Annotated in this window: 22 protein-coding genes and 1 tRNA gene; 11 read left to right on the forward strand and 12 right to left on the reverse strand. The window is 70.0% G+C overall.

The features are described from left to right. Window positions 1-60: 60 nt before the first annotated feature. Window positions 61-1,398, reverse strand: a complete 1,338-nt coding sequence (locus tag OHS57_RS15230; RefSeq protein ID WP_041988906.1) for a sensor histidine kinase — start codon at window positions 1,396-1,398, stop codon at window positions 61-63. A gap of 158 nt (window positions 1,399-1,556) precedes the next feature. Here OHS57_RS15230 and OHS57_RS15235 point away from each other — a divergent pair, with 158 nt between their 5' ends. The 7 genes from OHS57_RS15235 to OHS57_RS15265 all read left to right on the forward strand — a co-directional run bounded on the left by OHS57_RS15235 (window position 1,557) and on the right by OHS57_RS15265 (window position 7,171). After that, window positions 1,557-2,426 carry a hypothetical protein gene (locus OHS57_RS15235; RefSeq protein ID WP_328582284.1) on the forward strand — a complete coding sequence of 290 codons (870 nt, stop codon included), beginning with the start codon at window positions 1,557-1,559 and terminating at the stop codon, window positions 2,424-2,426. A gap of 11 nt (window positions 2,427-2,437) precedes the next feature. Next, window positions 2,438-2,508 (forward strand) — tRNA-Gln (locus tag OHS57_RS15240). 110 nt (window positions 2,509-2,618) lie between these two features. Further along, window positions 2,619-4,067, forward strand: a complete 1,449-nt coding sequence (glmU, locus tag OHS57_RS15245; protein ID WP_041988905.1) for a bifunctional UDP-N-acetylglucosamine diphosphorylase/glucosamine-1-phosphate N-acetyltransferase GlmU — start codon at window positions 2,619-2,621, stop codon at window positions 4,065-4,067. A 121-nt stretch (window positions 4,068-4,188) separates the two neighbouring features. Then, a complete protein-coding gene (locus OHS57_RS15250) occupies window positions 4,189-5,166 on the forward strand; it encodes a ribose-phosphate diphosphokinase (protein ID WP_041988903.1) in 978 nt (325 codons plus the stop codon). A 173-nt stretch (window positions 5,167-5,339) separates the two neighbouring features. Next, the gene (locus OHS57_RS15255) at window positions 5,340-5,933 is read left to right on the forward strand and encodes a 50S ribosomal protein L25/general stress protein Ctc (RefSeq protein ID WP_041988901.1); all 594 of its coding nucleotides are present in this window, start codon (window positions 5,340-5,342) and stop codon (window positions 5,931-5,933) included. A gap of 110 nt (window positions 5,934-6,043) precedes the next feature. Then, entirely contained in the window at window positions 6,044-6,640 is a 597-nt protein-coding gene (pth, locus tag OHS57_RS15260; RefSeq protein ID WP_041988899.1) for an aminoacyl-tRNA hydrolase, read from the forward strand. Window positions 6,641-6,703: 63 nt separating this feature from the next. Beyond that, window positions 6,704-7,171, forward strand: coding sequence for a hypothetical protein (locus OHS57_RS15265; RefSeq protein ID WP_328582285.1), 468 nt, complete (start codon window positions 6,704-6,706; stop codon window positions 7,169-7,171). A gap of 148 nt (window positions 7,172-7,319) precedes the next feature. Here OHS57_RS15265 and ppc read toward each other — a convergent pair whose 3' ends face one another. Further along, entirely contained in the window at window positions 7,320-10,049 is a 2,730-nt protein-coding gene (gene ppc / locus OHS57_RS15270) for a phosphoenolpyruvate carboxylase (RefSeq protein ID WP_041988897.1), read from the reverse strand. Window positions 10,050-10,256: 207 nt separating this feature from the next. Between ppc and OHS57_RS15275 the strand changes: the two genes are divergently transcribed. Both OHS57_RS15275 and OHS57_RS15280 read left to right on the forward strand, forming a co-directional pair. Beyond that, on the forward strand, window positions 10,257-11,252 hold the full coding sequence (locus OHS57_RS15275) for an acyl-CoA desaturase (RefSeq protein ID WP_041988896.1): 996 nt from the start codon (window positions 10,257-10,259) through the stop codon (window positions 11,250-11,252). Next, the gene (locus OHS57_RS15280; RefSeq protein WP_078863931.1) at window positions 11,249-11,965 is read left to right on the forward strand and encodes a TetR family transcriptional regulator; all 717 of its coding nucleotides are present in this window, start codon (window positions 11,249-11,251) and stop codon (window positions 11,963-11,965) included. The genes OHS57_RS15275 and OHS57_RS15280 overlap by 4 nt, the downstream gene beginning before the upstream one ends. Window positions 11,966-12,140: 175 nt before the next feature. On the opposite strand, the gene OHS57_RS15285 is transcribed toward OHS57_RS15280, so the two are convergent. Then, on the reverse strand, window positions 12,141-12,506 hold the full coding sequence (locus OHS57_RS15285) for a VOC family protein (protein ID WP_041988894.1): 366 nt from the start codon (window positions 12,504-12,506) through the stop codon (window positions 12,141-12,143). Then, window positions 12,506-13,354, reverse strand: a complete 849-nt coding sequence (locus OHS57_RS15290) for a trans-aconitate 2-methyltransferase (protein ID WP_328582286.1) — start codon at window positions 13,352-13,354, stop codon at window positions 12,506-12,508. Before OHS57_RS15290 ends, OHS57_RS15285 begins: the two co-directional genes overlap by 1 nt. Before the next feature lie 108 nt (window positions 13,355-13,462). On the opposite strand from OHS57_RS15290, the gene OHS57_RS15295 reads away from it, so the two are divergent. Then, window positions 13,463-13,960 carry a MarR family winged helix-turn-helix transcriptional regulator gene (locus OHS57_RS15295; protein WP_328582287.1) on the forward strand — a complete coding sequence of 166 codons (498 nt, stop codon included), beginning with the start codon at window positions 13,463-13,465 and terminating at the stop codon, window positions 13,958-13,960. Here OHS57_RS15295 and OHS57_RS15300 read toward each other — a convergent pair. Continuing rightward, window positions 13,919-14,692, reverse strand: coding sequence for a response regulator transcription factor (locus OHS57_RS15300; RefSeq protein ID WP_041988888.1), 774 nt, complete (start codon window positions 14,690-14,692; stop codon window positions 13,919-13,921). The genes OHS57_RS15295 and OHS57_RS15300 overlap by 42 nt on opposite strands. A 244-nt stretch (window positions 14,693-14,936) precedes the next feature. Here OHS57_RS15300 and OHS57_RS15305 point away from each other — a divergent pair, with 244 nt between their 5' ends. After that, the gene (locus OHS57_RS15305) at window positions 14,937-15,380 is read left to right on the forward strand and encodes a GNAT family N-acetyltransferase (protein ID WP_328582288.1); all 444 of its coding nucleotides are present in this window, start codon (window positions 14,937-14,939) and stop codon (window positions 15,378-15,380) included. Between the two features lie 25 nt (window positions 15,381-15,405). Here OHS57_RS15305 and galK read toward each other — a convergent pair whose 3' ends face one another. The 7 genes from galK to OHS57_RS15340 all read right to left on the reverse strand — a co-directional run bounded on the left by galK (window position 15,406) and on the right by OHS57_RS15340 (window position 25,364). Beyond that, entirely contained in the window at window positions 15,406-16,560 is a 1,155-nt protein-coding gene (gene galK / locus OHS57_RS15310; RefSeq protein WP_328582289.1) for a galactokinase, read from the reverse strand. Further along, window positions 16,553-17,554 (reverse strand): UDP-glucose 4-epimerase GalE, encoded by a 1,002-nt coding sequence (gene galE / locus OHS57_RS15315; RefSeq protein ID WP_041988884.1) that lies wholly within the window; start codon window positions 17,552-17,554, stop codon window positions 16,553-16,555. The genes galK and galE overlap by 8 nt, the downstream gene beginning before the upstream one ends. Beyond that, a complete protein-coding gene (galT, locus tag OHS57_RS15320; RefSeq protein WP_041988882.1) occupies window positions 17,551-18,594 on the reverse strand; it encodes a galactose-1-phosphate uridylyltransferase in 1,044 nt (347 codons plus the stop codon). The genes galE and galT overlap by 4 nt, the downstream gene beginning before the upstream one ends. A gap of 175 nt (window positions 18,595-18,769) precedes the next feature. Next, window positions 18,770-19,471 carry a helix-turn-helix transcriptional regulator gene (locus tag OHS57_RS15325; protein WP_041988880.1) on the reverse strand — a complete coding sequence of 234 codons (702 nt, stop codon included), beginning with the start codon at window positions 19,469-19,471 and terminating at the stop codon, window positions 18,770-18,772. A 135-nt stretch (window positions 19,472-19,606) separates the two neighbouring features. Next, a complete protein-coding gene (locus OHS57_RS15330; RefSeq protein WP_328582290.1) occupies window positions 19,607-21,406 on the reverse strand; it encodes an outer membrane protein assembly factor BamB family protein in 1,800 nt (599 codons plus the stop codon). A 55-nt stretch (window positions 21,407-21,461) separates the two neighbouring features. Continuing rightward, the gene (locus OHS57_RS15335; protein ID WP_328582291.1) at window positions 21,462-23,321 is read right to left on the reverse strand and encodes an outer membrane protein assembly factor BamB family protein; all 1,860 of its coding nucleotides are present in this window, start codon (window positions 23,319-23,321) and stop codon (window positions 21,462-21,464) included. Between the two features lie 201 nt (window positions 23,322-23,522). Next, window positions 23,523-25,364 carry an ABC-F family ATP-binding cassette domain-containing protein gene (locus OHS57_RS15340; RefSeq protein WP_041988874.1) on the reverse strand — a complete coding sequence of 614 codons (1,842 nt, stop codon included), beginning with the start codon at window positions 25,362-25,364 and terminating at the stop codon, window positions 23,523-23,525. Window positions 25,365-25,971 lie beyond the last annotated feature (607 nt).

The following is a 25,971-nucleotide window of genomic DNA, read 5'->3' on the forward strand; positions in this document are numbered from 1 at the left end:
ACCGCCCCGCGCGAAGGGACGCTCCGAAGGCCCCAGCCCCGAGAGACCGCCGCCGACCGGCTACGCCGACAGCCGGTGCGGCAGCACCGCCGACACCCGGAACCCGCCCGCGTCCGTCTCCCCCGACACGAACACCCCGCCCAGCGCCATGACCCGCTCCCGCATCCCCACCAGACCGTTACCGCCGCTCGGCAGCCCCGCGTCCGCCACACCCGCGTCCGAAGGCCCGTTCTCCACCTGCATCGCGACCTCCTCACCCCGGTGCGCCAACCGCACCATCACCTTCGAGCCCGCCGCGTGCTTGTGCACATTCGTCAACGCCTCCTGCACCACCCGGTACGCCGTCTGCTCCACCACCGGCGCGTACTCCCGCGAATCCCCCTGCACCGACAGCTCCACCACCATCCCCGCGTCCCGCGACTGCCCCACCAGCGCCTCGATGTCCGCCATCCCAGGACCGTCCTCCGCCGCGGCAGCCGCCGCAGCCGCAGCCGCCATCCCCACCGCCGCCAGCGGCACCACCACCTGCACAGGCGCCGAAGCGTCCGCCGCCTTACGCGCGGCCACCTGCTCCCCCGTACGCAGAACCCCCAGCATCTCCCGCAGCTCCGTCAGCGCCTGCCGGCCCATGTCCCCCACCAGCGCCGCGTTCTTCACCGCCTTCGGCGGATCCTTCAACGCCACCGCCTGCAACGCCGCCGCGTGCACCACCATCAGACTCACCCGGTGCGCCACCACGTCATGCATCTCCCGGGCGATCCGCGTCCGCTCCTCCGTACGCGCCCACTCCGCCCGCTGCTCGGCCCGGTCGGCCAGCAGCGACAACTCCTGCTCCAGACTGTCCGCACGCTCCCGCAAGCTCTCCATCAGCCGCCGCCGCGCCCCCACATACAGCCCGAACAACACCGGCGGAGCCGTCAGCCCCACCGACATCAGCACCGCCACCGTCGGCACGTACCACTCGTACGAATCGAAGCTCGCCGTCGACACGTTCTGCCGCGTCCGCACGAACGTCACGATGAACGTCGCCACCAGCGACATCCCCGCCAGCGCACCCGTGATCCGGCGCGGCATCTCCGAAGCGGCGAGCGTGTAGAGCCCCACGATCCCCATCAGGAAGCCCATCTCGGCCGGCGTGACAGCGATCGACACCAGCACCACCGCGAACGGCCACGGCCGCCGCAACAACAGCGTCGCCCCCGCCAACAGCCCGAAGATCACCCCCACCGGCGCGGGCAACGCCGTACTCCCCGCGAACCGCACACCCTCCAGCGCGCACTCCAGAGCCGACACCACGGCCAGCCCCACATCGAGCGCGACGCCGCGCCGCCTCTCCCACCACCAGTAGCCACGGGCGGTCGGGCCCCCGGCGTCCTGATGTGCCCCCGTTGTGGTCATGTCTCCCAGACTAAGGGCGCACGCGAGTCATTTTCCGGCGACCGTGACAGCACGTAACGCACTCCGGGACGCAAAAGATTGCTGCAGAGTCCACTCAAACAGGCGAATCGACCGCACATTCGAGCTGGACGCCCCCATTCCGGCCGATGATCCCCGACATGACGGAAATCACCAGCAAATACGCCGACTTCGAAGGCCTGCGCGCCCGAGCCGTCGCCCTGCGCCGACAAGGCCTCAGCCGCCGGCAAATCCGCGACACGCTGTTCGTCGACAACAACGACATCCTCAACCGCCTCCTCGAAGGCGAACCCCCACCGGAGTGGACCAGACGCCCCCGGGCCAAGGACGACCTCCGCGCCCAGGCACGGGAGCTACGCCTCCAGGGCCTGACCTACGACCAGATACAGCTGGAGCTGGGCTGCTCGAAAGGCTCCATCTCCCGCTGGGTACGCGACCTCCCGAAACCGCCGAAGCGCACGAGGGAGGAAGCGTCGGCGATTGCCAGGCGGGGGTGGGAGCGGACGCTGGAACGACGGGAGGAGGAGCGCCAGGAGACGAAGCGGCTGGCGGCCGAGGAGGTGGGGGCGCTGTCGGACCGCGAGCTGTTCTTGATCGGGGTGGGGCTGTACTGGGCCGAGGGAGCCAAGTCCAAACCCCATCGCCGCCAGGAGCGCATCACCTTCATCAACAGCGACCGCCACATGATCGAGATCTTTCTCGGCTGGCTCGACCTGTTGGAGGTGCCCAGAGACTCCCTGCGATTCCATGTCCACATCCACGAGACGGCCGATGTTCCGACCTCCGAGCGGTTCTGGGCCGAGGTGGTGGGCATCGACGTGACCCGGTTCGGCAAGACCACGATCAAGAGGCACAACCCGAAGACCAATCGCAAGAACATGGGCGAGGGCTACAACGGCTGCCTCAGCGTCAGGGTGCTGAGGAGCGCTGACTTGTATCGTCGCGTGGAGGGCTGGTGGTACGGCATAGTAGGAGCTGCACTTTCGCGGAAACCGGCGAAACGGGCATAGGCGACACACCATCCCGGGTCGTCTAAAGGCAGGACAAATGGTTTTGGTCCATTGAATGAGGGTTCGATTCCTTCCCCGGGAGCAGCTTGATGCGGGCCCCGACCTCTCCGGTCGGGGCCCGGCCTCGTTCCCGGTCCGAAACACCCCGGTATTCTTCGGTTGTCCATCACCCGTAAGCCGAAGGGCCCATCCGTGAGCGCCAACCGCCCGGCAGCCGTCGTCGTCCTCGCAGCGGGTGCCGGTACCCGTATGAAGTCGCGGACTCCCAAGGTTCTGCATGAGATCTGCGGGCGCTCGCTCGTCGGACATGTCGTTTCCGCCGCCCGTGAGCTCGATCCCGAGCAGCTTGTCGTGGTCGTCGGCCATGCCCGTGACGAGGTCGAGGGGCATCTCGCCGATCGTTACGACGGGGTGCGTACCGCGTTCCAGGCCGAGCAGAACGGCACCGGGCATGCCGTCCGTACCGCGCTGCGGGAGCTGGGAGGTACGCCCGGTGGCACCGTCGTCGTCGTCTGCGGCGACACCCCGCTGCTGTCCGGCGAGACGCTCGCCGCGCTCGTGGGCGTGCACGACGCCGACGGGAACGCGGCGACGGTCCTGTCCGCCGAGGTGCCGGACGCGACGGGGTACGGGCGGATCGTCCGGGACGCGGTGAGTGGCGCGGTGACCGGCATCGTCGAGCACAAGGACGCGGACGAGGCGCAGCGCGCGGTGCGGGAGATCAATTCGGGGGTGTTCGCGTTCGACGGGCAGTTGCTGGCGGACGCGCTGGGGAAGGTGCGGACGGACAACAGTCAGGGTGAGGAGTATCTGACGGATGTCCTGGCGATCCTGCGGGAGTCGGGGCACCGGGTGGGTGCTTCGGTGGCTGCGGATCATCGGGAGATCGTCGGGATCAACAACCGTGTGCAGCTGGCTGAGGCGCGCCGCCTGCTGAACGCGCGGTTGTTGGAGCGGGCGATGCTGGCGGGTGTGACGGTGGTGGATCCGGCGTCGGTGCTGGTGGATGTGTCGGTGACGTTCGAGCAGGACACGGTGGTGCATCCGGGGACGCAGCTGCTGGGGTCGACGCATCTGGCGGAGGGGTGCGAGGTGGGGCCGAACTCGCGGTTGAAGGACACGTCGGTGGGGGCGGGTGCCCGGGTGGACAACACGGTCGCGGACGGTGCGGAGGTCGGCGCCGAGGCGTCGGTGGGGCCGTTCGCGTATCTGCGGCCGGGGACGCGGCTGGGGGTGCGGTCGAAGGCAGGCACGTATGTGGAGATGAAGAACGCGACGATCGGCGAGGGGACGAAGGTGCCGCATCTGTCGTACGTGGGGGACGCGACGATCGGCGAGGGGACGAACATCGGCGCCGCGAGCGTTTTCGTGAACTACGACGGCGTGAACAAGCACCACACGACCATCGGTTCTCATTGCCGTACGGGTTCGGACAATATGTTTGTGGCGCCTGTCACGGTCGGGGACGGTGTCTACACCGCCGCCGGCTCGGTCATCACGAAGGACGTGCCGCACGGCGCGTTGGCCGTGGCCCGGGGCCAGCAGCGGAATATCGAGGGTTGGGTGGCCAGGAAGCGGCCGGGAAGTGCCGCCGCGCAGGCCGCCGAGGTGGCGCTCGGAGGCGCCGACGAGGAGAGCTGACCGGAAACAGGTGCGTCGTTCTCGGCGTACCGTGATATCTGCACGATTCAGCCGGCTCGCACGCAACCGCGCAGGTGTGTGCGGGTGGAGCGGCATTCAACACGTCTGAGGAGACTGTGCTGTGACCGGGATCAAGACGACCGGCGAGAAGAAGTTGATGTTCTTCTCCGGCCGCGCCCACCCCGAGCTGGCGGAGGAGGTCGCCCAAAGACTGGGTGTCGGGATTGTGCCGACGAAGGCGTTCGATTTCGCCAACGGTGAGATCTATGTGCGGTATCAGGAGTCGGCGCGTGGCGCGGATTGTTTTCTGATCCAGAGCCATACCGCTCCGATCAACAAGTGGGTCATGGAGCAGTTGATCATGATCGACGCGTTGAAGCGGGCGTCGGCCAGGAGCATCACGGTGATCGTCCCGTTCTACGGGTACGCCCGTCAGGACAAGAAGCACCGTGGCAGGGAGCCGATTTCGGCCCGGCTGGTGGCGGATCTGATGAAGACGGCGGGTGCGGACCGGATCCTCACGGTCGATCTGCATACGGATCAGATCCAGGGCTTCTTCGACGGTCCCGTGGATCATCTGTTCGCGCTGCCGGTGCTGGCGGACTACGTGGCGGGCAAGGTGGACCGGGCCAAGCTGACGGTGGTCTCGCCGGACGCGGGCCGGGTCAGGGTCGCGGACCGCTGGTGCGACCGGCTGGGCGCGCCGCTGGCGATCGTGCACAAGCGGCGTGACAAGGACGTCGCGAACCAGGTGACGGTCCATGAGGTGGTCGGCAATGTCGAGGGCCGGGTGTGTGTCCTGGTGGACGACATGATCGACACGGGTGGGACGATCTGTGCCGCCGCCGACGCGCTGTTCGCGCACGGCGCGGAGGACGTGATCGTGACGGCGACGCACGGTGTGCTGTCGGGTCCTGCCGCCGACCGGCTGAAGAACTCGAAGGTGAGTGAGTTCGTCTTCACCAACACCCTGCCGGATCCGGGGAATCTGGATCTGGACAAGATCACGGTGCTGTCGATCGCGCCGACGATCGGCCGTGCGGTGCGTGAGGTGTTCGAGGACGGCTCGGTGACCAGCCTCTTCGAGGAGCAGGCGTAGCGAAGATCGATTTCTGGGCGGCCTCCCGGCCGGGTAGACTCACGGAGTTGCTCGGCGAGGGAGGCCGCACTCATGTGCGGCGGTCCGTTATCGACGCGCTCTTCGTAGCAGGCTGTCGTGGCCGGGTGACGGTCTTTCTCTGTCACCTGTTTTGATCTACGAGGAGTGCAGCCATGGCTGAACTGAAGCTCAGCGCCGAGGTCCGTACCGAGTTCGGCAAGGGCGCCGCCCGCCGTACCCGCCGTGCGAACAAGGTGCCGGCCGTGATCTACGGCCACGGCGCCGACACCGTCCACGTCACGCTGCCGGGCCACGACCTGATGATGGCGCTGAAGACGGCGAACGCGCTGATCAGCCTGGACATCGACGGCCGCAACGAGCTGGTCATCCCCAAGGCTGTCGTGCGTAACCCGATCAAGGGCTTCATCGAGCACGTCGACCTGCTCGCGGTGAAGCGCGGCGAGAAGGTCACCGTCGAGGTGGCCGTGCACACGGAGGGTGAGCTGGCCCCGGGTGCGAACCTGCTGGAGAACGTCCTCAACACGCTGACCGTCGAGGCCGAGGCGACCAACATCCCGACGTCGGTGACGGTGTCCATCGAGGGTCTTGAGGCCGGTGCCTCGATCCACGCGAAGGACGTTCCGCTGCCTTCGGGTACGACGCTGGTGACGCCGGAGGACGCGGTGGTCATCCAGATCCTGGCCGCGCAGGCGGAGGAGCCGGCGGACGACGCCGCCGAGACCGAGGAAGCCGGCGCCGAGGCCTGATCCGGGCCGCGGCACGGTTCTACGCTGTGCCCTGCGGGGTGGCGGGCTGTCGCCCGTCACCCCGTTTTTTCGTTCTGCACCCCCTGTGATCCGAGGAGTTTCGAGCGCGCATGACGACGGATGCCAACGCCCCTTGGCTGATTGTGGGTCTGGGTAACCCGGGGCCCGAGTACGCGGCGAACCGGCACAACGTGGGGTTCATGGTCGCGGATCTGCTGGCGGAGCGGATCGGTGGTTCGTACCGGCGGGCGCCGAAGGCGCAGGCGCAGGTGATCGAGGGGCGGGTCGGTCCGCCGGGTCCGTCGAGCCGCCGGGTGGTGCTGGCGAAGCCGATGTCGTTCATGAACCTGTCGGGCGGTCCGGTGTCCGGGCTGCGGGACTTCTACAAGATCGAGAACGACCATGTCGTCGCGATCCACGACGAGTTGGACATCGACTTCGGTGCGCTGCGGCTGAAGCTGGGCGGCGGCGACAACGGGCACAACGGTCTGAAGTCGATGACGAAGTCGATGGGGCCCGACTACCACCGGGTGCGGTTCGGGATCGGCCGGCCGCCGGGCCGGATGCAGGTGGCTGATTTCGTGCTGAAGGACTTCTCCTCGGTGGAGCGCAAGGAGCTGGCTTTTCTGGTGGACCGCGCGGCGGACGCCGTGGAGGCGCTGGTGACGGACGGGCTCGACCGGGCGCAGACGGCGTACAACTCCTGACAAGCTCCCGCATAGCCCGCCCGTGGTTTGACCGGGCGCTCATCCATGGCCAAAGATCGCGCCATGCCGAGCCCGTCCCACCCCGCCCTGTCGTTCGGTCGTATGGCCGCGATGGCTGTTGTCGCGCTGCTGCTGCTGGTGGGCGGTGTCTGGGGCTCGTGGGGTTCCGCGCAGCATGTGATGCTCGCGAAGGGCCGTGAGCACGGCAGGCTGACGGTGGTGAGCTGCGAGGACGACACCTGTACGGGGCCGTACGACCCGAACGGCGCGGGCGGGCCGCGGGCCGGGATGACGATCGAGAAGTCGGTCGCGGTCAAGAAGGGCGAGGAGTTCCCCGTCGTCGTGAAGCCGGACACGCGTGAGCTGGTGCGCGGCGGTCTCGCCGGGGTGCTGTACGCGTGGGCGCCGCTGGGCGGTGCGCTGCTGCTGGCGTCGCTGGTGATCGGCGGCGGGATGCGGCTGACGCGTACGGCGTGGACGGTGGCGGGCGCGGGGGCGGCGCTGCTGATCGGTACGTTCCTGGCGCTGTGACGCGGGTGCCGGACACGGATACGGAAACGGCGGCACACGAACGGCGATACGCGACCGGCGACATGCGACGTGCGACGTGCGACATGCGAAACGGCGGCCACATCGTCCCGGATGTGGCCGCCGTCCGCGTGTCAGGCGGTGATGCGCGTCAGCCGGTGTTGCGCAGTCCGGCGGCGACGCCGTTGACGGTCAGCAGCAGCGCCCGGCCCAGGGTCGGGTCGGGTGCTTCCTCCCGCGCCGCGGCGGCGCGCTGGCGGGCCAGCAGCGACACCTGGAGGTAGGAGATCGGGTCGAGGTAGGCGTCGCGGATCGCGAACGTCTGCTGGAGCACCGGGTTGGAGTCGAGGAGCTTGGCCCCGCCGGTGATCCGCAGGACTTCCTGCACGGTCCGCTCGTGCTCGGCCTCGATGTCGCCGAAGACGTGCTTCAGCTCGTCGGGGACGAGCGTGTCGACGTAGTGCCTGGCGATCCGCAGGTCGGTCTTGGCGAGCGTCATCTCCACGTTGGAGAGGAAGTTGCGGAAGAAGTGCCACTGCTCGTACATCTCGTCGAGGACGGTGTCGAGTCCGGACTCCCGCAGCGCCTTGAGTCCCGCGCCGACGCCGAACCAGCCGGGCACGATCTGCCGTGACTGGGTCCAGCCGAAGACCCACGGGATGGCCCGCAGCCCGTCGAGTCCCGCGCCGGAGTCGGGCCGCCTGGAGGGGCGGGAGCCGAGGTGCAGGTCGGCGAGCTGGTCGACGGGGGTGGAGGCGAAGAAGTACGCCGGCAGGTCGGGGTCCTCGACGAGCGCCCGGTACGCGGCGTGCGCCGCGTCGGAGACGGTGTCCATGGCCGCGTCCCAGCGGGCCAGCGCCTCGTCGGACTGGCGGGGCGCCGTGTGCAGCGCGGACGCCTGGAGCGTGGCAGCGACGGTCAGCTCCAGGTTCTCCCTGGCGAGGGCGGGGATGAGGTACTTGTCGGAGATGACCTCGCCCTGCTCGGTCACCTTGATCTCGCCCTCCAGCGTGCCCCAGGGCTGCGCGAGGATCGCGTCGTGCGAGGGGCCGCCGCCGCGGCCGACGGTGCCGCCGCGGCCGTGGAAGAGCCGCAGCCGTACGCCGTGCCGGTGCGCGACGTCGCGCAGCCGGCGCTGGGCGCGGTGGATCTCCCACTGGGAGGTGGTGATGCCGCCGAACTTCGACGAGTCGGAGTACCCGAGCATCACTTCCTGCATGTCGCCGCGGAGGGAGACGAGCTTGCGGTACGACGGGTCGCCGAGCATCTCGTCGAGGATGACGTCGGCGGCGCGCAGCTCGTCGGTGGTCTCCAGGAGCGGCACGATGCCGATCTTGGCCCAGCCGCCGTGCAGGTCGAGCAGGCCTGCCTCGCGGGCGAGGACGGCGGCGGCGAACACGTCGTCGGCGCCCTGGCACATCGAGATGATGTAGGACTCGATGACTTCGGGTCCGAACCGCTCGAACGCCTCGCGCACGGTGTGGAACACGCCGAGGGTCTTCTCGCCCGCCGCGTCGAGGGGCGCGGGGGTGGGGGCGAGCGGGCGGCGCGAGCGGAGTTCCTTGGCGAGGAGCTTCTGCCGGTAGTCGCGCGGCATATCGGCGTAGCGCCAGGACTCCTCGCCGAGCCGGTCGAAGAGCTGCCCGAGCGCGTGGTGGTGGGCGTCGGCGTGTTCCCGTACGTCCATGGTGGCGAGCTGCAGGCCGAAGGCGGCCAGCGTGCGGATGGTGCGGTCCATCCGGCCGTCGGCGAAGAGCCCGCCGCGGTGGGCGCGCAGCGACGTCTGGATGAGGGTGAGGTCTTCCAGCAGCTCCGCGGTGCCGAGGTAGTCGCAGCCGGGCTTGTGCGGGGTGCCCTTGGCGAGGCGCTCGCGGGTGTTGAGGAGCTTCTGCCGGATGCAGGTCGCCTTGAGGCGGTAGGGCTCCTCGGCGTTGAGGCGCTTGTAGCGGGGGCTGATGTCGGGCAGCCGGACGAGGTCGTTCTGGAGCGAGTCGAGCAGTTCGTCGGTCGCGCCGGTGTAGCGGATGGAGTTGGACAGCAGTCCGCGCAGGTAGTCGATGAGTTCGAGTGCGTCGGTGATGCCGTGTTCGTGCTGGAGGATCAGGACTTCGCGGGTGACCTCGGGGGTGACGTTCGGGTTGCCGTCACGGTCGCCGCCGATCCAGGTGCCGAAGGTCAGCGGGCGGGTGCCCGGGGGCAGTTCGACGCCGACGCGTTCGAGTTCGGCGGTGAGGTCCTCCAGCACGTCGCCGACGGCGCCGATGTGGAGTTCGTCGAGGTAGTAGATCGCGTTGCGCGCCTCGTCGGCGGGCTCGGGCCGTACGACGCGCAGCTCGTCGGTCTGCCAGATCAGGTCGATGGACTCGGCGAGCCGCAGGTCGTGCCGGCGCCGGTCGGCGGCGATCACGGGCGTTTCGAGGAGTTCACCGATGCGGCGGAGCTTGTTGAGCACGGAGCGGCGGGCCGCTTCGGTGGGGTGGGCCGTGAAGACGGGCCGTACGTTGAGGTTCTTCACGGTCTGGCGCAGGTGCTCGGGGTCGGCGTCCTTGAGCCGGTCGGCGGTGCGGGCCAGCAGCCCGCCCTCCGCGGCGCGCCGTTCCCGCATCTCGCGGCCCCGGTGGACCTGCTCGGTCACGTTCGCGAGGTGGAAGTAGGTGGAGAAGGCGCGGACGAGCTTGGCCGCCGTCTCCAGGTCGGTGTCCCCGAGCAGTTCGGCTGCTGCTTCCCCGTCCTCGCGGGTGAGCGCGCGGACGCGCTCCACGAGGTCGAGGAGTTCCGGGCCTTCTTGCCTTACGAGGGTCTCGCCCAACAGGTCGCCGAGCCGGCGGATGTCGGAGCGCAGCTCCGCGCCGGCGGTTGTGGTCTGGTCGGCACTGCTCACAGGTGCGGCTCCTTGCAGTGTTCGAGCACGTCTCAAGGGGTACTGGAGTACGGACCGCGCTGTCCGACGTCACCAGGATAGGTGCCCTTCGGCTGACGTTATCCACAGGCCTCTTGTCGCGGCGGACTGCGCTGCCATACTTACGATGCCGTAGGTTACGCACCCGTATCCGGGCATCTGCCGTATTCCTCACCCCAGGGGATCCCCATGACAACAAGCCCTGACGTGATCGAGGATTCTCCCCAGAATCCGCCGCCGTCCACCGGCGCTCCGCTCCCTTCCGCCACGCTCGGCGGAGACAACAAACGTTCCGTCGAGCAGATCGCTCTGCTCCTCTTCATCGTCGTGCCGTTCGTGGCCCTGGTCGCGGCGGTGCCGCTGGCCTGGGGCTGGGGCGGTGTGAGCTGGCTCGACCTGGGCCTCATGGTGGCGATGTACTTCATCGGCTGCCATGGCATCACGATCGGTTTCCACCGCTATTTCACCCATGGCTCCTTCAAGGCGAACCGTCCGCTCCGGATCGCCCTGGCCGTGGCGGGTTCCATGGCCGTGGAGGGCCCGCTGGTCCGCTGGGTGGCGGACCACCGCAGGCATCACAAGTTCTCCGACGCCGAGGGCGACCCCCACTCCCCCTGGCGGTTCGGCGACACGCTGCCGGCCCTGCTGAAGGGGCTGTGGTGGGCGCACATCGCGTGGCTCTTCGACGAGGAGCAGACGCCGCAGCAGAAGTACGCGCCGGATCTGATCGCCGATTCCGCCATTCGGCGGGTGTCGCGGCAGTTCGCGCTGTGGACGGTCGTCTCGCTGGCGATCCCGCCGCTGGTCGGCGGTTTGGTGACGATGTCCTGGTGGGGCGCGTTCTCGGCGTTCTTCTGGGGTTCACTGGTGCGGGTGGCGTTGCTCCATCACGTGACGTGGTCGATCAATTCGATCTGTCACGCCGTGGGTAAACGTCCGTTCAAGTCGCGCGACCGCTCAGGCAATGTGTGGTGGCTCGCGGTCCTCTCTTGTGGCGAGTCCTGGCACAACCTGCACCACGCGGACCCGACCAGCGCCCGGCACGGCGTACTGAAGGGCCAGATCGACTCCAGCGCGCGGCTTATTCGCTGGTTCGAGAAGTTCGGCTGGGCCCATGATGTGCGGTGGCCGAGCGCCTCGCGGCTGAACGCAAAGCGCACTGGCGCACCCTCCAACGCGACATGATGGGCACCGTGGCGATCGACCCTGACACGAACAGCACGAGCGGCACGGGCGGCACGAGTGGTGCCGACAGGAGCCGTCCCTCCGGGGGAAGGCGCGTTCGCCGTGTCCGTATGACGGGGGCCGAGCGCCGCGAGCAACTGCTGGACATCGGTCGTACGGCCTTCGCCGAGAAGGGCTTCGAGTCCACGTCGGTCGAGGAGATCGCGGCGAAGGCGGGTGTCTCCAAGCCGGTGGTGTACGAGCACTTCGGCGGCAAGGAGGGCCTGTACGCGGTGGTCGTGGACCGTGAGATGCGCCAGCTCATGGACATGGTGACCTCGGCGCTGACCGCAGGTCACCCCAGGGAGCTGCTGGAGCAGGCCGCGTTCGCCCTGCTCGACTACATCGAGACGTACACGGACGGCTTCCGCATCCTGGTCCGCGACTCGCCCGTGGCGCAGTCCACGGGCACGTTCGCGTCGCTGATCAGCGACATCGCCACGCAGGTCGAGGACATCCTGGGCCTGGAGTTCAAGGCCCGGGGCTTCGACCCGAAGCTGGCGCCGCTGTACGCGCAGGCGCTGGTGGGCATGGTGGCCCTGACGGGCCAGTGGTGGGTGGACGCCCGCAGCCCCCAGAAGTCGGAGGTCGCGGCGCATCTGGTGAATCTGGCGTGGCACGGCCTGGGCAATCTGGAGTCGAAGCCACGGCTGATAGGCCACCGCAAGTTCTGACCCGCACCGCACACGCTGTTCCCCGGGCGGCCCGTCCGGTCCTGTGTCTCTTCTCGTCCGAGCGGCGTTCGCGCTCGTCGGCCGAGAAGGGACGGAGGCCGGGCGCGGCCGCCTGCTGGTGCCTCGGCTGCTCGCCCCGCTGACCGGCGGCGGCCCTGGCCTGCTCGGCCGCCTCTCAGCTCGGGATCGGCTCCAGGAATTCGAGCCGGTTGCCGACCGGGTCGAAGGAGTAGAAGCGCCGGTGGCCCGGGAGGTCCCCGTCCCAGGACACCGGCGCCCCCAGCCGCTCCAGGCGCCTGGCGTACTCCTCGATGCCGGTGACGCGCAGCCCGGGGTGGGCCTTCTTCGCCGGGCGGAAATCCCGCTCGATCCCCAGGTGGAGCTGGACGGGCCCGGCCTGGAACCAGCAGCCGCCCCGGGCCGCGAGCTGCGGCGGTTTGGGGATCTCCGTCATGCCGAGGACGCCCGCGTAGTAGCCGCGCAGGGCCTCCTCGGAGCCGGCCGGGGCCGCGAGCTGCACATGGTCGACGGCGGCCAGCATCAGGCGGCCGTACGCGTGGCGACGGCGAAGATCCGGCGGAAGGGGAAGACCGTGCCGTGCGGGCCCCTGGGGTAGGCCGTGCGGAGCAGGTCGCGGTACTGGGCGGTGAATTCCGCCGTCGCCGCCGCGTCGTCGCCGAGCGCCGTGAGCACGGGGCGCAGCGCCGTGCCCTTGACCCAGTCGAGGACGGGGTCGTCGCCGGTCAGCAGCTGCAGGTACGTCGTCTCCCAGACGTCTGCCGTGCAGCCGAGGTCCGTCAGGGTGGCCAGGTAGTCGGCGGGGTCGACCATGTCGGTGTCGCGCAGCGGCCGGTCGCCGAGGACGCGGCGCCAGCGGGGGCTGTCGCACAGGTCGGCGAGCAGCCGGTGGCTGGGGCCTGTGAAGTTGCCGGGGACCTGGAAGGCGAGGACGCCGCCGGGCCGCAGGCCTTGGATCCAGGCGGGGAAGGAGGCGCTGTGGCCCGGTACCCATTGCAGGGCGGCGTTGGAGACGATCAGGTCGTACGGCTCGTCGGGCGTCCACCGCGCGGCGTCGGCGGCCTTGAACTCCAGGAGGCCGCCGCCCGGGGTGGGGCCCTCGTACCCCACCCGCGCCCGGTCGAGCATCGCCTGGGAGTTGTCGAGGCCGGTGATGCGGGCGGTGGGCCAGCGGTCGGCGAGGAGCGCGGTGACGTTCCCGGCGCCGCAGCCGATGTCGGCGATCCTGGGCGGCTCACCGCCGACGCCGCCCGCGCCGCCGTTCCCGGCCGGGAGGTCGGGGATTCTGCCGAGCAGGTCCAGGAACGGCCGGGTGCGGTGTCCTGCGTGCCGCAGGTACTGGTTCGGGTCCCAGATCGGCGTGGCGGGCATGGCGGGGCCCCTTCGGAGCTGGCGGGAAGGCGGATATGGCCCACTCTGCATCAGATGTATCTTGACGTCAAGAGACTTCATGTCGAGGGACCCTCTACACTGATCGCCATGGAGGATGAGGTCGACCGTCTGGTTGCTGCGTGGCGCCGCGAGCGCCCTGACCTCGACGTGGAACCGCTCGAGGTGCTGAGCAGGGTGAGCAGGCTCGCCCGCCATCTCGACCGCGCCCGCAGGCTCGCCTTCGCCGAGCACAACCTGGAGCCGTGGGAGTTCGACGTACTGACCTCGCTGCGGCGCGCCGGTGCGCCGTACCAGCTCTCGCCAGGGCAGCTGCTGACGCAGACCCTGGTCACCTCGGGCACGATGACCAACCGCATCGACAGGCTGGCCAAGAAAGGCCTGGTCGAGCGGTTGCCGGACCCGACCGACCGGCGTGGTGTGCTGGTACGGCTCACCGTCGAAGGGCAGGACCGGGCGGACCAGTCGCTCGCCGGGCTGCTGGCTCAGGAGCGCGCGCTCCTCGCCGAGCTGTCCCGCGCGCAGCGCGGCGAGCTGGCCGGTCTGCTACGCCAGTTGACCGCCCCGTTCGACAACATCCCCGGCTAGGTCGGCGGGACCTACCCCGGCCCTGCGCGCGAGCGCGACGGCGGCCAGCGTGGAGTGCACGCCGAGCTTGCCGAGCACGTTCTGCATATGCGTACGGACCGTGTGCGGGGAGAGGAAGAGCCGCTCGGCGACGGCCTTGCGGCCGAGCCCGGCCACCATGCAGCGCAGTACCTCGCGCTCGCGCGGTGTCAGCGACTCGACGAGCTGCTCGCTCTCCGTACGGTGCTTGCGCGCCGCCGTCAGCTCCCGCAGGACGCCGGTGAGCAGCGCGGGCGGCAGATGCGTCTCGTCCCGCAGGACGCCCCGTATCACCGCCAGCAGCCGTTGCAGCGAGCAGTCCTTCGCGACCCAGCCCGAGGCGCCCGCCTGGAGCGCCAGCGCCGCGCGGCGCTGGTCGTCCCGTTCGGCGAGCACGACGCTACGGACGGACGGCTGGCCCGAACGGACCCCCGCCACCAGCGAGATGCCGTCGACCAGCGACAGATCGCCGTTGTCGGGCACAGCGCGCGCGACCGGCACCTGAACCGGTCCCGCCACCATGCCCAGATCGGCGTCGACGAGCATCACATCGAACTTGCGGCCCTCGCCCGCCGCCCGATCCAGACACCGCAGCGCGGCAGGAGCACTGCCCGCCGCCGCCACGTCCACATCGGGCTCGGCTGCCAGGGCAGCGGCGAGCGACTCGGCGAAAATACGGTGGTCATCCACCACCAGAACCCGGATACGTACCAATGGACACCCCCTGAAGGCGGGGAGTGGACGCCGCGGGGACCGCGCCCGGTGTGCGGGTGATACGTCAATGGCACGGCCGCCGCCGCGTGATGACCGCTACCCCACCCCGGGCGTCGTTGCCCGACTGTCTCCACCCCTGATCAGCACCGGCCCCCACCGGTGCTGTGCATCAGCGTACGGCCGGGCGCCCCAAGCGGAAGGTAAATTGCAGAACTGATTGGCCTGGGTGTTTATGGTGGGACCCATGTTTCGTTTGGAGACAGGAGTCGACAAGGACCGGCGCACGGCACTGGGCGAGCGTCTGCGGGACACGAACACCGAACGCTCCCCCGTCCTGCGCACCCTGCGCGACAGCCCGCTCGGCGACGAAGTGCCGCTGCACGTCTGGCTGCTGGAGGAGTCGACCGGTGCGCTGGCCGGCGGCCTGACCGGCCGCACCTGGGCCCGCTGGCTCCATGTGGACCTGCTGTGGGTGGACGACAGGTACCGCGGCGCCCGCCTCGGCAGCCGCGTGCTCGCCGAGGCGGAACGGCTCGCGCGGGAGCGGGGCTGCGCCCGCTCCCGGCTGGAGACCTGGGACTTCCAGGCGCCCGGGTTCTACCGCAAGCAGGGGTACGAGATCGCGGGGCAGGTCGCCGACTACCCGCCGGGCGTCACCGAGTTCATCCTGGTCAAGACCCTCAGCTGACGGCGCCCGGCCACGACGAGGGGGCTCAGCGCACCCGGTGCGCCCCCTTCGACGGTACGGCGGTGAAGACGCGCGGCGCGGTGTGACCGGCCACGGCGAAAGCCTCGGTGACGGACTTGGCCACCGCGTCCGCCTCGGCCTCCTCGACCAGCACGACCGCCGAGCCGCCGAACCCGCCGCCGGTCATCCGGGCACCGAGCGCGCCCGCCGCCGTCGACGCCGCGACCACCAGGTCCAGCTCCGGGCAGGACACCCGCAGATCGTCGCGGAGCGAGTCGTGCCCCGCCACCAGGACCGGGCCGACCGCGCGTATGTCGCCCGCGTCGAGGAGCGCGATGACCTGCTCCACGCGGTGGTCGTCGCTCACCACGTGGCGTACGTAGCGGCGTACGTTCTCGCTCTCCCCCGCCAGCCGCTCCAGCGCCGCCGGCAGCTCCGCGTACGGCACGTCGCGCAGGGCAGGTACGCCGAGCGCCCGCGCGCCCGCCTCGCACCCCGCGCGCCGCTCGGCGTACGCGCCGTCGCCGAGCGCGTGCTTGACGCGCGTGTCGACGACGAGCAGCCGCAGCCCGTGCGCCGCCAGGTCGAACGGGACCTGGCGCTGGGAGAGATCACGGGTGTCGAGGTACAGCGCGTTGCCGTCCTCGCAGCAGGCCGACGCCATCTGGTCCATGATCCCGCAGGGCACACCGACGAAGTCGTTCTCGGCGCGCTGCGCGAGGACGGCGAGCCGCGACGCGCTCAGGCCGAGCCCGAACAGGTCGTTCAGGGCGAGCGCCGTGACGACCTCCAGGGCCGCCGAGGACGAGAGGCCCGCACCGGTCGGGACGGTCGACGCGAGATGGATGTCCGCGCCGGTGACCGGATGCCCGGCCTCCCGCAGCGCCCAGACGACACCGGCCGGGTACGCGAACCAGCCCGCGTCGGGGTGCGGCGCGAGCTCGGCTACGTCGAGCTGGACGACGCCCTGGGGGATGTCGGCCGAGTGCAGCCGCAGGATCCCGTCGTCCCGCCGGGAGACCGCGGCGACAGCGGTGTGCGGCAGGGCGAGCGGCATCACGAAGCCGTCGTTGAAGTCGGTGTACTCACCGATCAGATTGACCCGGCCCGGCGCTGCCCAGACGCCGTCGGGTGCGGCGCCGTACAGCTCCTGGAACGTCTCGGCGGCGGCTTCACTCACCCTGGTTCTCCTTCTCCTGTGCCTGCTCACGCTCTTGTGCGCGCTCACGCGCGAACGCCCACGCGTCCGCGACGATGCCCGCCAGATCCGTACGGCTCGGGACCCAGCCGAGCCGGCCGCGCGCGGTCTCGGCCGACGCGACGAGGACGGCGGGGTCCCCGCCCCTGCGCCCGGTGACCACCTCGGGCACGGGGTGGCCGGTGACCTTGCGCACGGTCTCGATGACCTCGCGGACCGAGAATCCGGTGCCGTTGCCGAGGTTGCAGATCAGATGCTCGCCCGCCACCGCGGCGTCCAGCGCCCGCAGATGGGCGTCGGCGAGGTCGGCGACATGGATGTAGTCCCGTACGCAGGTGCCGTCGGGCGTCGGGTAGTCCTCGCCGAAGACGGAGATCGACTCCCGTGTGCCGAGGGCGACTTGCAGCACCAGCGGGATCAGATGCGACTCCGGGTCATGGCGCTCGCCGCAATTGCCGTACGCGCCGGCGACGTTGAAGTACCGCAGCGAGACGGCGGCCAGGCCGTGGGCGGCGCACTCGCCGCTGATCATGTGGTCGACGGCGAGCTTCGTCGCACCGTACGGGCTGGTGGGCGCCGTCGGGTCGCTCTCCGTCAGCAGGGCGGAGGCGGGTTCGCCGTACGTCGCGGCGGTGGAGGAGAAGACCAGCGTGCGCACCCCCGCGGTGCGCATCGCAGCGAGCAGTGCCATCGAGCCGCCGACGTTGTTGTCCCAGTACTTCTCGGGCTTGGCGACGGACTCGCCGACCTGCGAGGAGGCGGCGAAGTGCAGCACCGCGTCGTACGACGAGTCCAGCCACTTGGCGGCGTCCTGGACCCGGCCCTCGACGAACTCGGCACCCTCGGGGACCGCGACGCGGAATCCCGTGGACAGGTCGTCGAGGACGGTCACCGTGTGCCCCGCCTCCAGCAGATGGGCGGCGACCACGCTGCCGACATATCCCGCACCGCCCGTGACCAGGTACTTGTTCTTCACTCGCTCGCTACCTCTCGCAGTCGCCCGGCCGCGGCCTCCGGCGGCACGTCGTTGATGAAGACACTCATGCCGGATTCGGAGCCCGCGAGGAACTTCAGCTTGCCGGAAGTACGGCGGATGGTGAAAAGCTCCAGGTGCAGGGCGAAGTCGGCGCGCCCTGCCGCGTGGAACGGGGCCTGGTGCCAGGCGGAGATGTACGGGGTCGCCGGCTCGCCCTCGCCGAAGATCCGGTCGAAACGCTTCAGCAGCTCCAGATACATCCGGGGGAACTCGGCGCGGGCCGGCTCGTCGAGCGCCCGCAGGTCCGGCACGCGCTGCTTGGGGTAGAGGTGCACCTCGTACGGCCAGTGCGCCGCGTACGGCACGAACGCCACCCAGTGCTCGCCCTCCAGCACCACCCGGACGCCCTCACGCCTCTCCCGCGCGACGACGTCGTCGAAGAGGTTGCGCCCGGTCGTCTCGCGGTGTTCGCGCGCCGAGCGCATCATGAGGGCCGTGCGCGGGGTGACGAAGGGGTACGCGTAGATCTGCCCGTGCGGATGGCCGAGCGTGACGCCGATCTCGGCGCCCCGGTTCTCGAACGGGAAGACCTGCTCGACCTGGTCCAGCTCGGCCAGCTCCGCCGTGCGGTCGGTCCACGCCTCCAGCACGAGCGCGGCCTGCTCCTCGTCGAGGGCGGCGAACGACGCGTCGTGGTCGGAGGTGAAGCAGACGACCTCGCAGCGCCCGGAGTCCCCGGCGAGGGAGGGGAAGCGGTTCTCGAAGACGACGACGTCGTAGTCGGCGTCCGGGATCTCGCTGAGTCTGCCGTCCCGCGAGGGGCACAGCGGGCACTCGTCGGCGGGCGGGTGGTACGTGCGCGCCTGTCGGTGCGAGGCGATGGCGACCGCGTCGCCGAGCAGCGAGTCGCTGCGGATCTCGGACGTGGTGGCGATCGGGCCGAGCGGCCTGCGGTCGACCGCGTCGCGTACGACGTCGTCACGACGGTCGTAGTAGATCAGCTCACGGCCGTCGGCAAGCGTCGTCACCGTCTTCTTCATCGGTTTTCTCCCACCCACACCCACACCCAAACAGAATCGCACATAACAAATCACAAGTAAACAGTGGCGTCAACGGGAACGTACGCACGGAAGCGTCCGGGCGCTTCCCGGCACGACGGAGCCCCGCACGGCGGACCGTACGGGGCGGGGGGAGACGAAACGGGGAGGTGGGAAGTCAGCTCTGCGGGTCGGCGTCCTGCGGTGCGGTTCCGTTCACCATCGCCCGGTCCAGCAGGCCCGTGCGCGCGGCGAGGGCCGCCGCTTCGAGTCTGGATCCGACGCCGAGTTTCATCAGCACGCGCTGCACGTGGGTCCTGGCCGTGCTGGGCGCGATGCCCATTCCCGCGGCGATCAGCCGGGTGTCCTCGCCCTCGGCGACCCGCACCAGCACCTCGACCTCGCGCGGGGTGAGCATCCGCAGCAGCCGCTGGCCCTCGTCGTCCGGCTGGGCCGCCGGGTTGAGCAGTTCGGTGAAGGCGCCCTGCAGTAACTGCGGCGCCACCGCCGCCTCACCGGCCCGCGCCTTGATCATGGCGCGCTCCACGCCCTCGATGCGCTCGTCGTGCCGTACGTACCCGGAGGCGCCGGCGGCGAAGGCGGCGGCGATGCCGCGCGGGCTCGGTACCGGACCGAGCACCACGACGGCCACCTGCGGGCGCTCCCGCTTGATCCGGACGATCGGGTCGAAGACACCGGGCTCGGCGGGCGCCGCCGTCCCCATCAGGCACACCTCGGGAGACCGGCTCACCACCAGCTCGGCGACGCCCGCCGTGGGGGCGGCCGCCGCCAGCACCCGGTGCCCTCGCAGCTTCAGCGCAGAGGCGAGCGCCTCGGCCAGTAGTCGGTGATCGTCAACCACCATCAGCCGCACGCCCATCGACCAACCCCCATTCACACTGGAGCCTGGGCCCCCCGGCATCCTGACCCGGCAAGCTACACGCTTGTTCGACATCGCGCGCCCCTTACCGGGGAGAAGCCCACGGATTGTCGAATTCCGCGCAATGAGGGCCCGCTAGCTCGCCGAGTAGGCCATGGCGAGATAGTTCGGGTCGTCGGCCGTCGGCTTGTCGGTCTTGCTCAGCAGGGTCTCGGACATGAAGAAGTGACCGCTCCCGTAGAGGAATTCCGAGTAGTCCGGGCTGAAGTTGGTCTGGGCCCTGGTCGACTTCTCGTCGCTCGGCGTCTCCAGCAGCACCGTCGGCTTGAACGTCGAACCGTCGATGGACACGATCTGCCGGCCCGTGCCGTACGGCGGTTCCTTGTAGACGATGACGTTGCCGCCGTCCATGCGCAGCGGGAAGATCGAGGAGTCCTTGCCTGCGAGGGCGCGGTCCGTGGTCGATTTGCCGGTGGCGAGGTCGAAGGAGACGAGTTCGTTGGTCTCCAGACCGCCGTCCTCACCGCCCGGGTCGTGCGGTTCCGTCGCCACGTAGAGCTTGTTGTTGCCCACGACGACCTGCTGGCAGGCCTCGACCCGGACGGGGTCGCACTGGCCGCCGTACTGGTCGGCGTCGGCCGGGATCTTGGCACGGAGCTTGCCGGTCTTCTCGTCGATCGAGAAGTAGTCCGAGATACCGCTGCCGTCACCGGCCGTGTCGCCGACATCGGCCGCGACGACCAGCGGCTTGGCGGAGATCACGCTCGCGTACTCGACGCCGTCGGGCATCTTGAAGCTGGAGAGCACGGCGCCGGTGAGCGGGTTGAGGTTCTCGATGGTGACGGTCTGGGAGTCGAAGCCGCCGCACTTGCGGGCGGCCACGAGCGCCGCGTCCCCGCCGCCGTAACCCATGTCGTAGCAGCCGTTGGCGTCGATCTCCGGCTTCCACAGCTGCTTGCCGGTCTCCAGGTCGAACGCCACGCCGCCGTCCGTGCCGCCGGCCGCCACGGTCGAGGCGCCGATCGTCACTTCGCCGAACGAGGCAGCCGTGTCACCGGACTTGGCGTCGCCGCCCTTGCTCCACAGCAGCCGGCCCGCCTTCAGGTCGATCGCGCCGATCTGGGTGCACGCCTGGTACTTGGTGGAGGCGGTGCGCTTGTTCGCCTCGAAGGCGATGGCCGTGATGTTGTCCTTGACGTGCTTCGACGCCGCGCACACCTGGCCGGGGAGCGGGATCGTCCAGAGCTGGGTGCCCTTGGCCAGGTCGTAGCCGACGATCTGGTTGATGCCCGTCTTCACGTACGTCGTGTCGGTCAGCCACGAGCCCTGGACGTCGGCGTCGACGGTGAGCGTGGGCATCGGCAGGTTGAACGCGGACGTGGCCTTCACGTCGGCGGGCGCCTTCTCCTTGCCCGCGGGGAGGCCCTTCGTACCGCCGTCGCCGCCCTTGCCGCCGTCGGTGGCTCCCGAACTGCCGCCCTTGGCCTTGTTGTCGGAGTCGCCGCCCGAGGAGGCGAACCAGACACCGGCGCCGACGATCAGCACCACGGCAACGGCCGCGGCGATGATGATCTGCGCCTGGGCGCTCAGCTTCTTCCGCCCGCCGCCGGGGCCGCCGGGGCCGCTCTGCGGGGGCTGGGTCGGGTACTGCTGGCCGTACGGGGGCTGCCCGTACGGAGGCTGGCCGTACTGCGGCTGCCCGTACTGCGGCTGCCCGTACTGCGGCTGGGTGGGGTACTGGTGCGGCGGCTGCGGCTGCTGGGGGTAGCCGTAGCCGGGCTGTCCCTGCGGCTGCGGCTCCGGCTGCGGCGGGATCGGCGCGCCGAATCCACCGGACGGCGGGGCCTGCGGCGGCTGGTTGGGCGGCTGCGGAGGCTGACCGGGCTGATTCGGGGGCTGGTCGGGCTGGTTGGGGGGCTGGGGCGGCTGGGTCATGACGTACGCACCTCGTGAGGAAGGAAAGAAGAAGGGGACGGGGAGGAGGGGCCGGTCACTGACCGAACGCCATCATCGTCTTGACCGACATCTCGTCCTTGTCGCTGCCACCGCCGGAGACCCTCGGGTCGACAAGGAAGAACCGGCCGTCCACGTAGGAGTACCGCGGCGAGTAGAACCCGCTCTCGACCTTCGCCGCCGAGTCCGGGTGCTTCTGCAGCACCTTGGGGGCGCCGCCGGTCGGCGCGACGGTCACCAGCTCGCCGCCCTTGCCGCCGTACGTCGCGGGGACGTACGCCAGGACGTTCCCGCCCTCCATACGCATGGGGAGCATCTCCCGGGACGGCAGCTTCGTGCGCCACTTCGGCTTACCGGTGTTCAGGTTGAACGCGACGATCTCGTTGGTGTTGATGTCCTTCTTGGTGGGCTTCGTCGCCAGGTACAGCGTGTTGGCGTCGGCCGCCACACCGTTGCAGCCTTCCAGGGAGTCGTCGCCGAAGCTGAGGTCCCCGCAGTCCGCCGCCCAGAACTGGTCGTCGCTGCCGCTGAGTTGCGTGCGCTGGGTGCCGTTCTGGTTGAGCACGAGGACGCCCCACTTCGGCGCTGACGCGTCCGTGTGGTCCTTGAGCGAGACGACCAGCGGGTTGACCGAGAAGACCTTGTCGGCCTGCCAGCCGACCTTGAGCGGGAACGTCCAACTGGCCTTGCCGGTAAGCGGGTCGAGCCCCTGCAACTGCCCCTTGAGCTTGTCGCTGGTCCCGTTGGGGCAGGTCTCGGCGGCGATCAGGGTCGTACCGCCCATGATCGCGTTCGGCTGGCAGTTGCCGGCGATCTTGCCCCAGAGGGCCTTGCCGTCGCTCACCCGGAAGGCGTCGGTGTAGCTGGTGCGGCTGTAGGTCACCACGTCACCGCTGGTCACCAGGGAGACGGTGAGCTTCATGTCGAAGGTCCCGCGGTCGGGGACCTCCTTCTTCCAGCCGCCCTGGCCGGTCTTCAGATCGATCTGCTGGAGCTGGTCGCAGTCGGCGGCATCGCCCGCGCTCTTCTTGGTCGCGATGACCAGTTTCCCGTCGGCCGTCGGGGAGGTCGGCGCCGAGCACACCGCCTGGCTGAGCGGGAGGGACCACTTCTCCTTGCCGTCGGTGACGGAGTAACCGACGATCTGCTTGTACATGGCCTTGACGACGGTGTCGCCGACGACCCACGGGCCGAAGACGTCGGCGCCGTCGCCCGGCACGTCCACGTTGTTGATCTGCAGCCACAGCGCCTTGGCGTCGCCGGGCTTGCGGCCGGCGTTGAGGTCGGCCTCGCCGCGGCCGGTACCGTTGCCGTCGCCCTGGTCGACACTGGCCGAACCGGTCGGCGTGGGCTTGGGGTCGTCGCTGGTGTGCGCGACGGGCGTGGTGCTGCCGTCGTCATCGCCGAGGGCGAACCAGGCGACGCCGCCGATGACCAGCAGCCCCGCGACGACGGCCGCGATGACAACACCCGGCCGGCGCTTGAAGAAGCCGTTGTTCCCGCCGCCGTTGCCGCCGTTGCCCGCGTTCGGGGGCAGGGTGGGGGCGCCGGGGTACTGCTGGGGCGGGTAGCCGCCGCCGTACGGGTTCGGCAACTGGCCGTAGGGGCCGGGCTGTTGACCGTACGGACCCGGCTGCGGCTGGCCCTGCGGATAACCGTAGGGGCCGGGCTGCGGCTGGCCTTGCGGATAGCCGTACGCAGGAGGCGTGTGGGGCGGGCCGGAAGGCGCCGGCGGCTGCTGCGGCGGGCCCTGCGGCGGCTGCTGCGGAGGCGTGCCGCCCTGCGGGGGCGTGCCCTGCGGGGGTGTGCCCTGCGGGGGTGTGCCCTCCGGCGGAGGCGGGACTTGCGGAGCGCCGAAGCCCCCCGGCGGTGGTTGATTGCTGGGTGGCTGAGTCATCTGCGCTTTCCCCCTGTTGTACGGCTCCCCGCCCGTCGTATCTCTTCCGCCGCGGCGGACAGTGGCTCCCGTGTGGTCACTTCAGTCGAGCGGGCCTTCTTTGTATCACTCGGTCTGATGTACGACAGGGGCCAGTCCCGCCCCTGTGCCCAAGGGAGAACCGGCCCGTGATACGCCTGTTACGAGGTCTTCGCCGCGCCGCTACGCGTCCTCCGCCAACTCCATCCAGCGCATTTCCAACTCGTCGCGCTCGACGACCAGTTCGCGAAGCTCGGTGTCCAGTTTGGCCACCTTCTCGAAGTCCGTGGCGTTATCGGCGATCTGCTGGTGGAGGGTGGTCTCCCGGCTCGACATCTTGTCGAGCTGCCGCTCGATCCGCTGCAGTTCCTTCTTGGCGGCGCGGCCGTCCTTGGCGGACGGCGCGGCCCCCGTACCCGTACCCGCGGGCGAGCCGGACCCGGCCGGGTCGGGCACCGTCGCCGCCGGGGCGGCGGGCGCACCCGAGTCGGCGAGCTTCTTGCGCCGCTCCAGGTACTCGTCGATCCCGCGCGGCAGCATGCGCAGCGTCAGGTCGCCGAGCAGCGCCATCACCTTGTCGGTGGTGCGCTCGATGAAGAACCGGTCGTGGGAGATCACGACCATCGACCCGGGCCAGCTGTCGAGAAGGTCCTCCAGCTGGCTGAGCGTCTCGATGTCGAGGTCGTTGGTGGGCTCGTCGAGGAAGAGGACGTTCGGCTCGTCCATCAGCAGCCGCAGCAGCTGGAGCCTGCGCCGCTCACCGCCGGACAGGTCACCGACCGGCGTCCACTGCTTCTCCTTCGTGAAGCCGAACTGCTCGCAGAGCTGGCCCGCCGTCATCTCCCGGCCCTTGCCGAGGTCGACGCGGTCCCGTACCTGCTGGACGGCTTCGAGGACCCGCAGCGTCGGCTTCAGCTCGGCGACCTCCTGCGAGAGATACGCCAGCTTGACGGTCCTGCCGACCACGACCTTCCCGGCCGCCGGCTGCACATCGCCGTGCGTACGGGCGGCCTCGGTGAGGGCGCGCAGCAGCGAGGTCTTGCCCGCGCCGTTCACGCCGACGAGCCCGATCCGGTCGCCGGGGCCGAGCTGCCAGGTGAGATGCGTGAGCAGTACCTTCGGGCCCGCCTGGACCGTCACGTCCTCCAGGTCGAAGACGGTCTTGCCGAGCCGCGCGTTGGCGAACTTCATCAGCTCGGACGTGTCACGCGGCGGCGGTACGTCGGCGATCAGCTCGTTGGCCGCCTCGATGCGGAAGCGGGGCTTGGACGTACGGGCGGGGGCGCCGCGCCGCAGCCACGCCAGCTCCTTGCGGACCAGGTTCTTCCGCTTGACCTCTTCGGTCGCGGCGATGCGCTCGCGCTCGGCGCGGGCGAAGACGTAGTCGGAGTAGCCGCCCTCGTACTCGTGGACCTTGCCGCCCTGCACGTCCCACATCCGGGTGCAGACCTGGTCGAGGAACCACCGGTCGTGGGTGACGACCACCAGCGCGGACCTGCGGGCCCGCAGATGGCCCGCGAGCCAGGCGATGCCCTCGACGTCGAGGTGGTTGGTGGGCTCGTCGAGTACGACCACGTCCTGCTCGGCGATGAGCAGCTTCGCGAGGGCGATACGGCGCCGCTCGCCACCGGAGAGCGGGGCGATGACGGTGTCGAGCCCGAGCGGGAACCCGGGCAGGTCGAGCCCGCCGAACAGCCCGGTCAGCACGTCACGGATCTTGGCGTTCCCGGCCCACTCGTGGTCGGCGAGATCGCCGATGACCTCGTGCCGGACGGTGGCGGACGGGTCGAGCGAGTCATGCTGCGTGAGCACCCCGAGCCGCAGCCCGCCGTTGTGCGTCACCCGCCCGCTGTCGGCCTCCTCCAGCTTGGCGAGCATCCGGATGAGGGTCGTCTTGCCGTCACCGTTACGGCCGACGACCCCGATCCTGTCCCCTTCGGAGACGCCGAGAGAGACACCGTCGAGCAGTGCACGGGTGCCGTACACCTTGGTGACTGTCTCGACATTGACCAGGTTGACGGCCATTTCACTCCTGTACCGGGGGATCGATCGACATCCCAGGGTAATCGCCACGAAGCGGCGGAGCCGCGCGGGCCGGTGATTCGGGGCGGCCGCGGGGCCGCCCCGTGATCTTTGAGTGTCACGGCTCCGGCCCGGCCGTCGTGACGGCGGCTTGGCCGGGTGCGGGTGCCGCGCGGCGGTTGTGTGGGGGGACTCGGCCCGGCTCGGCGTCCGCCCGGGCCGGGTATCGGTTGCGACTCATGCCCCCTGGTCATTGTGGGCCGGAGGGTGCGGGTCAGGGCGGCATGAGCCGGGGGCTGTGCGGGCCGGAGCTTTTAGGCGGTCGGAGGGCCGCCCCTGAGCTTTGAGTGTCGCGGCTACGGCCCGGGTATCAAGGGCGCTCCTGCGTCGCGCCGCTTCGCGATGGGCTGCGCCCACCCTTGACCCCCGACCCTCCACCGCAAGGGAAGGCTGGGGGGGCGGCCGGGGGGCTCCACGGACCAGACCGGCCGTCGTGACGGGTGCTTGGCCGACTGGCGGGTGCCACGCGGCAGTTGCGTGGGGGACTCGGCTCGGCTCGGCGTCCACCCCCACCGGGTAGCGGCTGAGACTCATGCCCCGCTGGTCACTG

The sequence above is a fragment of the Streptomyces sp. NBC_00370 genome, assembly GCF_036084755.1.
Classification (GTDB): domain Bacteria; phylum Actinomycetota; class Actinomycetes; order Streptomycetales; family Streptomycetaceae; genus Streptomyces.

Bases quoted from the DNA above. Each gene is read 5' to 3' on its own strand.
- OHS57_RS15230 (WP_041988906.1), bottom strand. From the start codon at position 1,398: ATGACCACAACGGGGGCACATCAGGACGCCGGGGGCCCGACCGCCCGT.
- OHS57_RS15235 (WP_328582284.1), top strand. From the start codon at position 1,557: ATGACGGAAATCACCAGCAAATACGCCGACTTCGAAGGCCTGCGCGCC.
- OHS57_RS15255 (WP_041988901.1), top strand. From the start codon at position 5,340: ATGGCTGAACTGAAGCTCAGCGCCGAGGTCCGTACCGAGTTCGGCAAG.
- pth (WP_041988899.1), top strand. From the start codon at position 6,044: ATGACGACGGATGCCAACGCCCCTTGGCTGATTGTGGGTCTGGGTAAC.
- OHS57_RS15265 (WP_328582285.1), top strand. From the start codon at position 6,704: ATGCCGAGCCCGTCCCACCCCGCCCTGTCGTTCGGTCGTATGGCCGCG.
- OHS57_RS15275 (WP_041988896.1), top strand. From the start codon at position 10,257: ATGACAACAAGCCCTGACGTGATCGAGGATTCTCCCCAGAATCCGCCG.
- OHS57_RS15280 (WP_078863931.1), top strand. From the start codon at position 11,249: ATGATGGGCACCGTGGCGATCGACCCTGACACGAACAGCACGAGCGGC.
- OHS57_RS15285 (WP_041988894.1), bottom strand. From the start codon at position 12,506: ATGCTGGCCGCCGTCGACCATGTGCAGCTCGCGGCCCCGGCCGGCTCC.
- OHS57_RS15290 (WP_328582286.1), bottom strand. From the start codon at position 13,354: ATGCCCGCCACGCCGATCTGGGACCCGAACCAGTACCTGCGGCACGCA.
- OHS57_RS15295 (WP_328582287.1), top strand. From the start codon at position 13,463: ATGGAGGATGAGGTCGACCGTCTGGTTGCTGCGTGGCGCCGCGAGCGC.
- OHS57_RS15305 (WP_328582288.1), top strand. From the start codon at position 14,937: ATGTTTCGTTTGGAGACAGGAGTCGACAAGGACCGGCGCACGGCACTG.
- galT (WP_041988882.1), bottom strand. From the start codon at position 18,594: ATGAAGAAGACGGTGACGACGCTTGCCGACGGCCGTGAGCTGATCTAC.
- OHS57_RS15325 (WP_041988880.1), bottom strand. From the start codon at position 19,471: ATGGGCGTGCGGCTGATGGTGGTTGACGATCACCGACTACTGGCCGAG.
- OHS57_RS15330 (WP_328582290.1), bottom strand. From the start codon at position 21,406: ATGACCCAGCCGCCCCAGCCCCCCAACCAGCCCGACCAGCCCCCGAAT.
- OHS57_RS15335 (WP_328582291.1), bottom strand. From the start codon at position 23,321: ATGACTCAGCCACCCAGCAATCAACCACCGCCGGGGGGCTTCGGCGCT.
- OHS57_RS15340 (WP_041988874.1), bottom strand. From the start codon at position 25,364: ATGGCCGTCAACCTGGTCAATGTCGAGACAGTCACCAAGGTGTACGGC.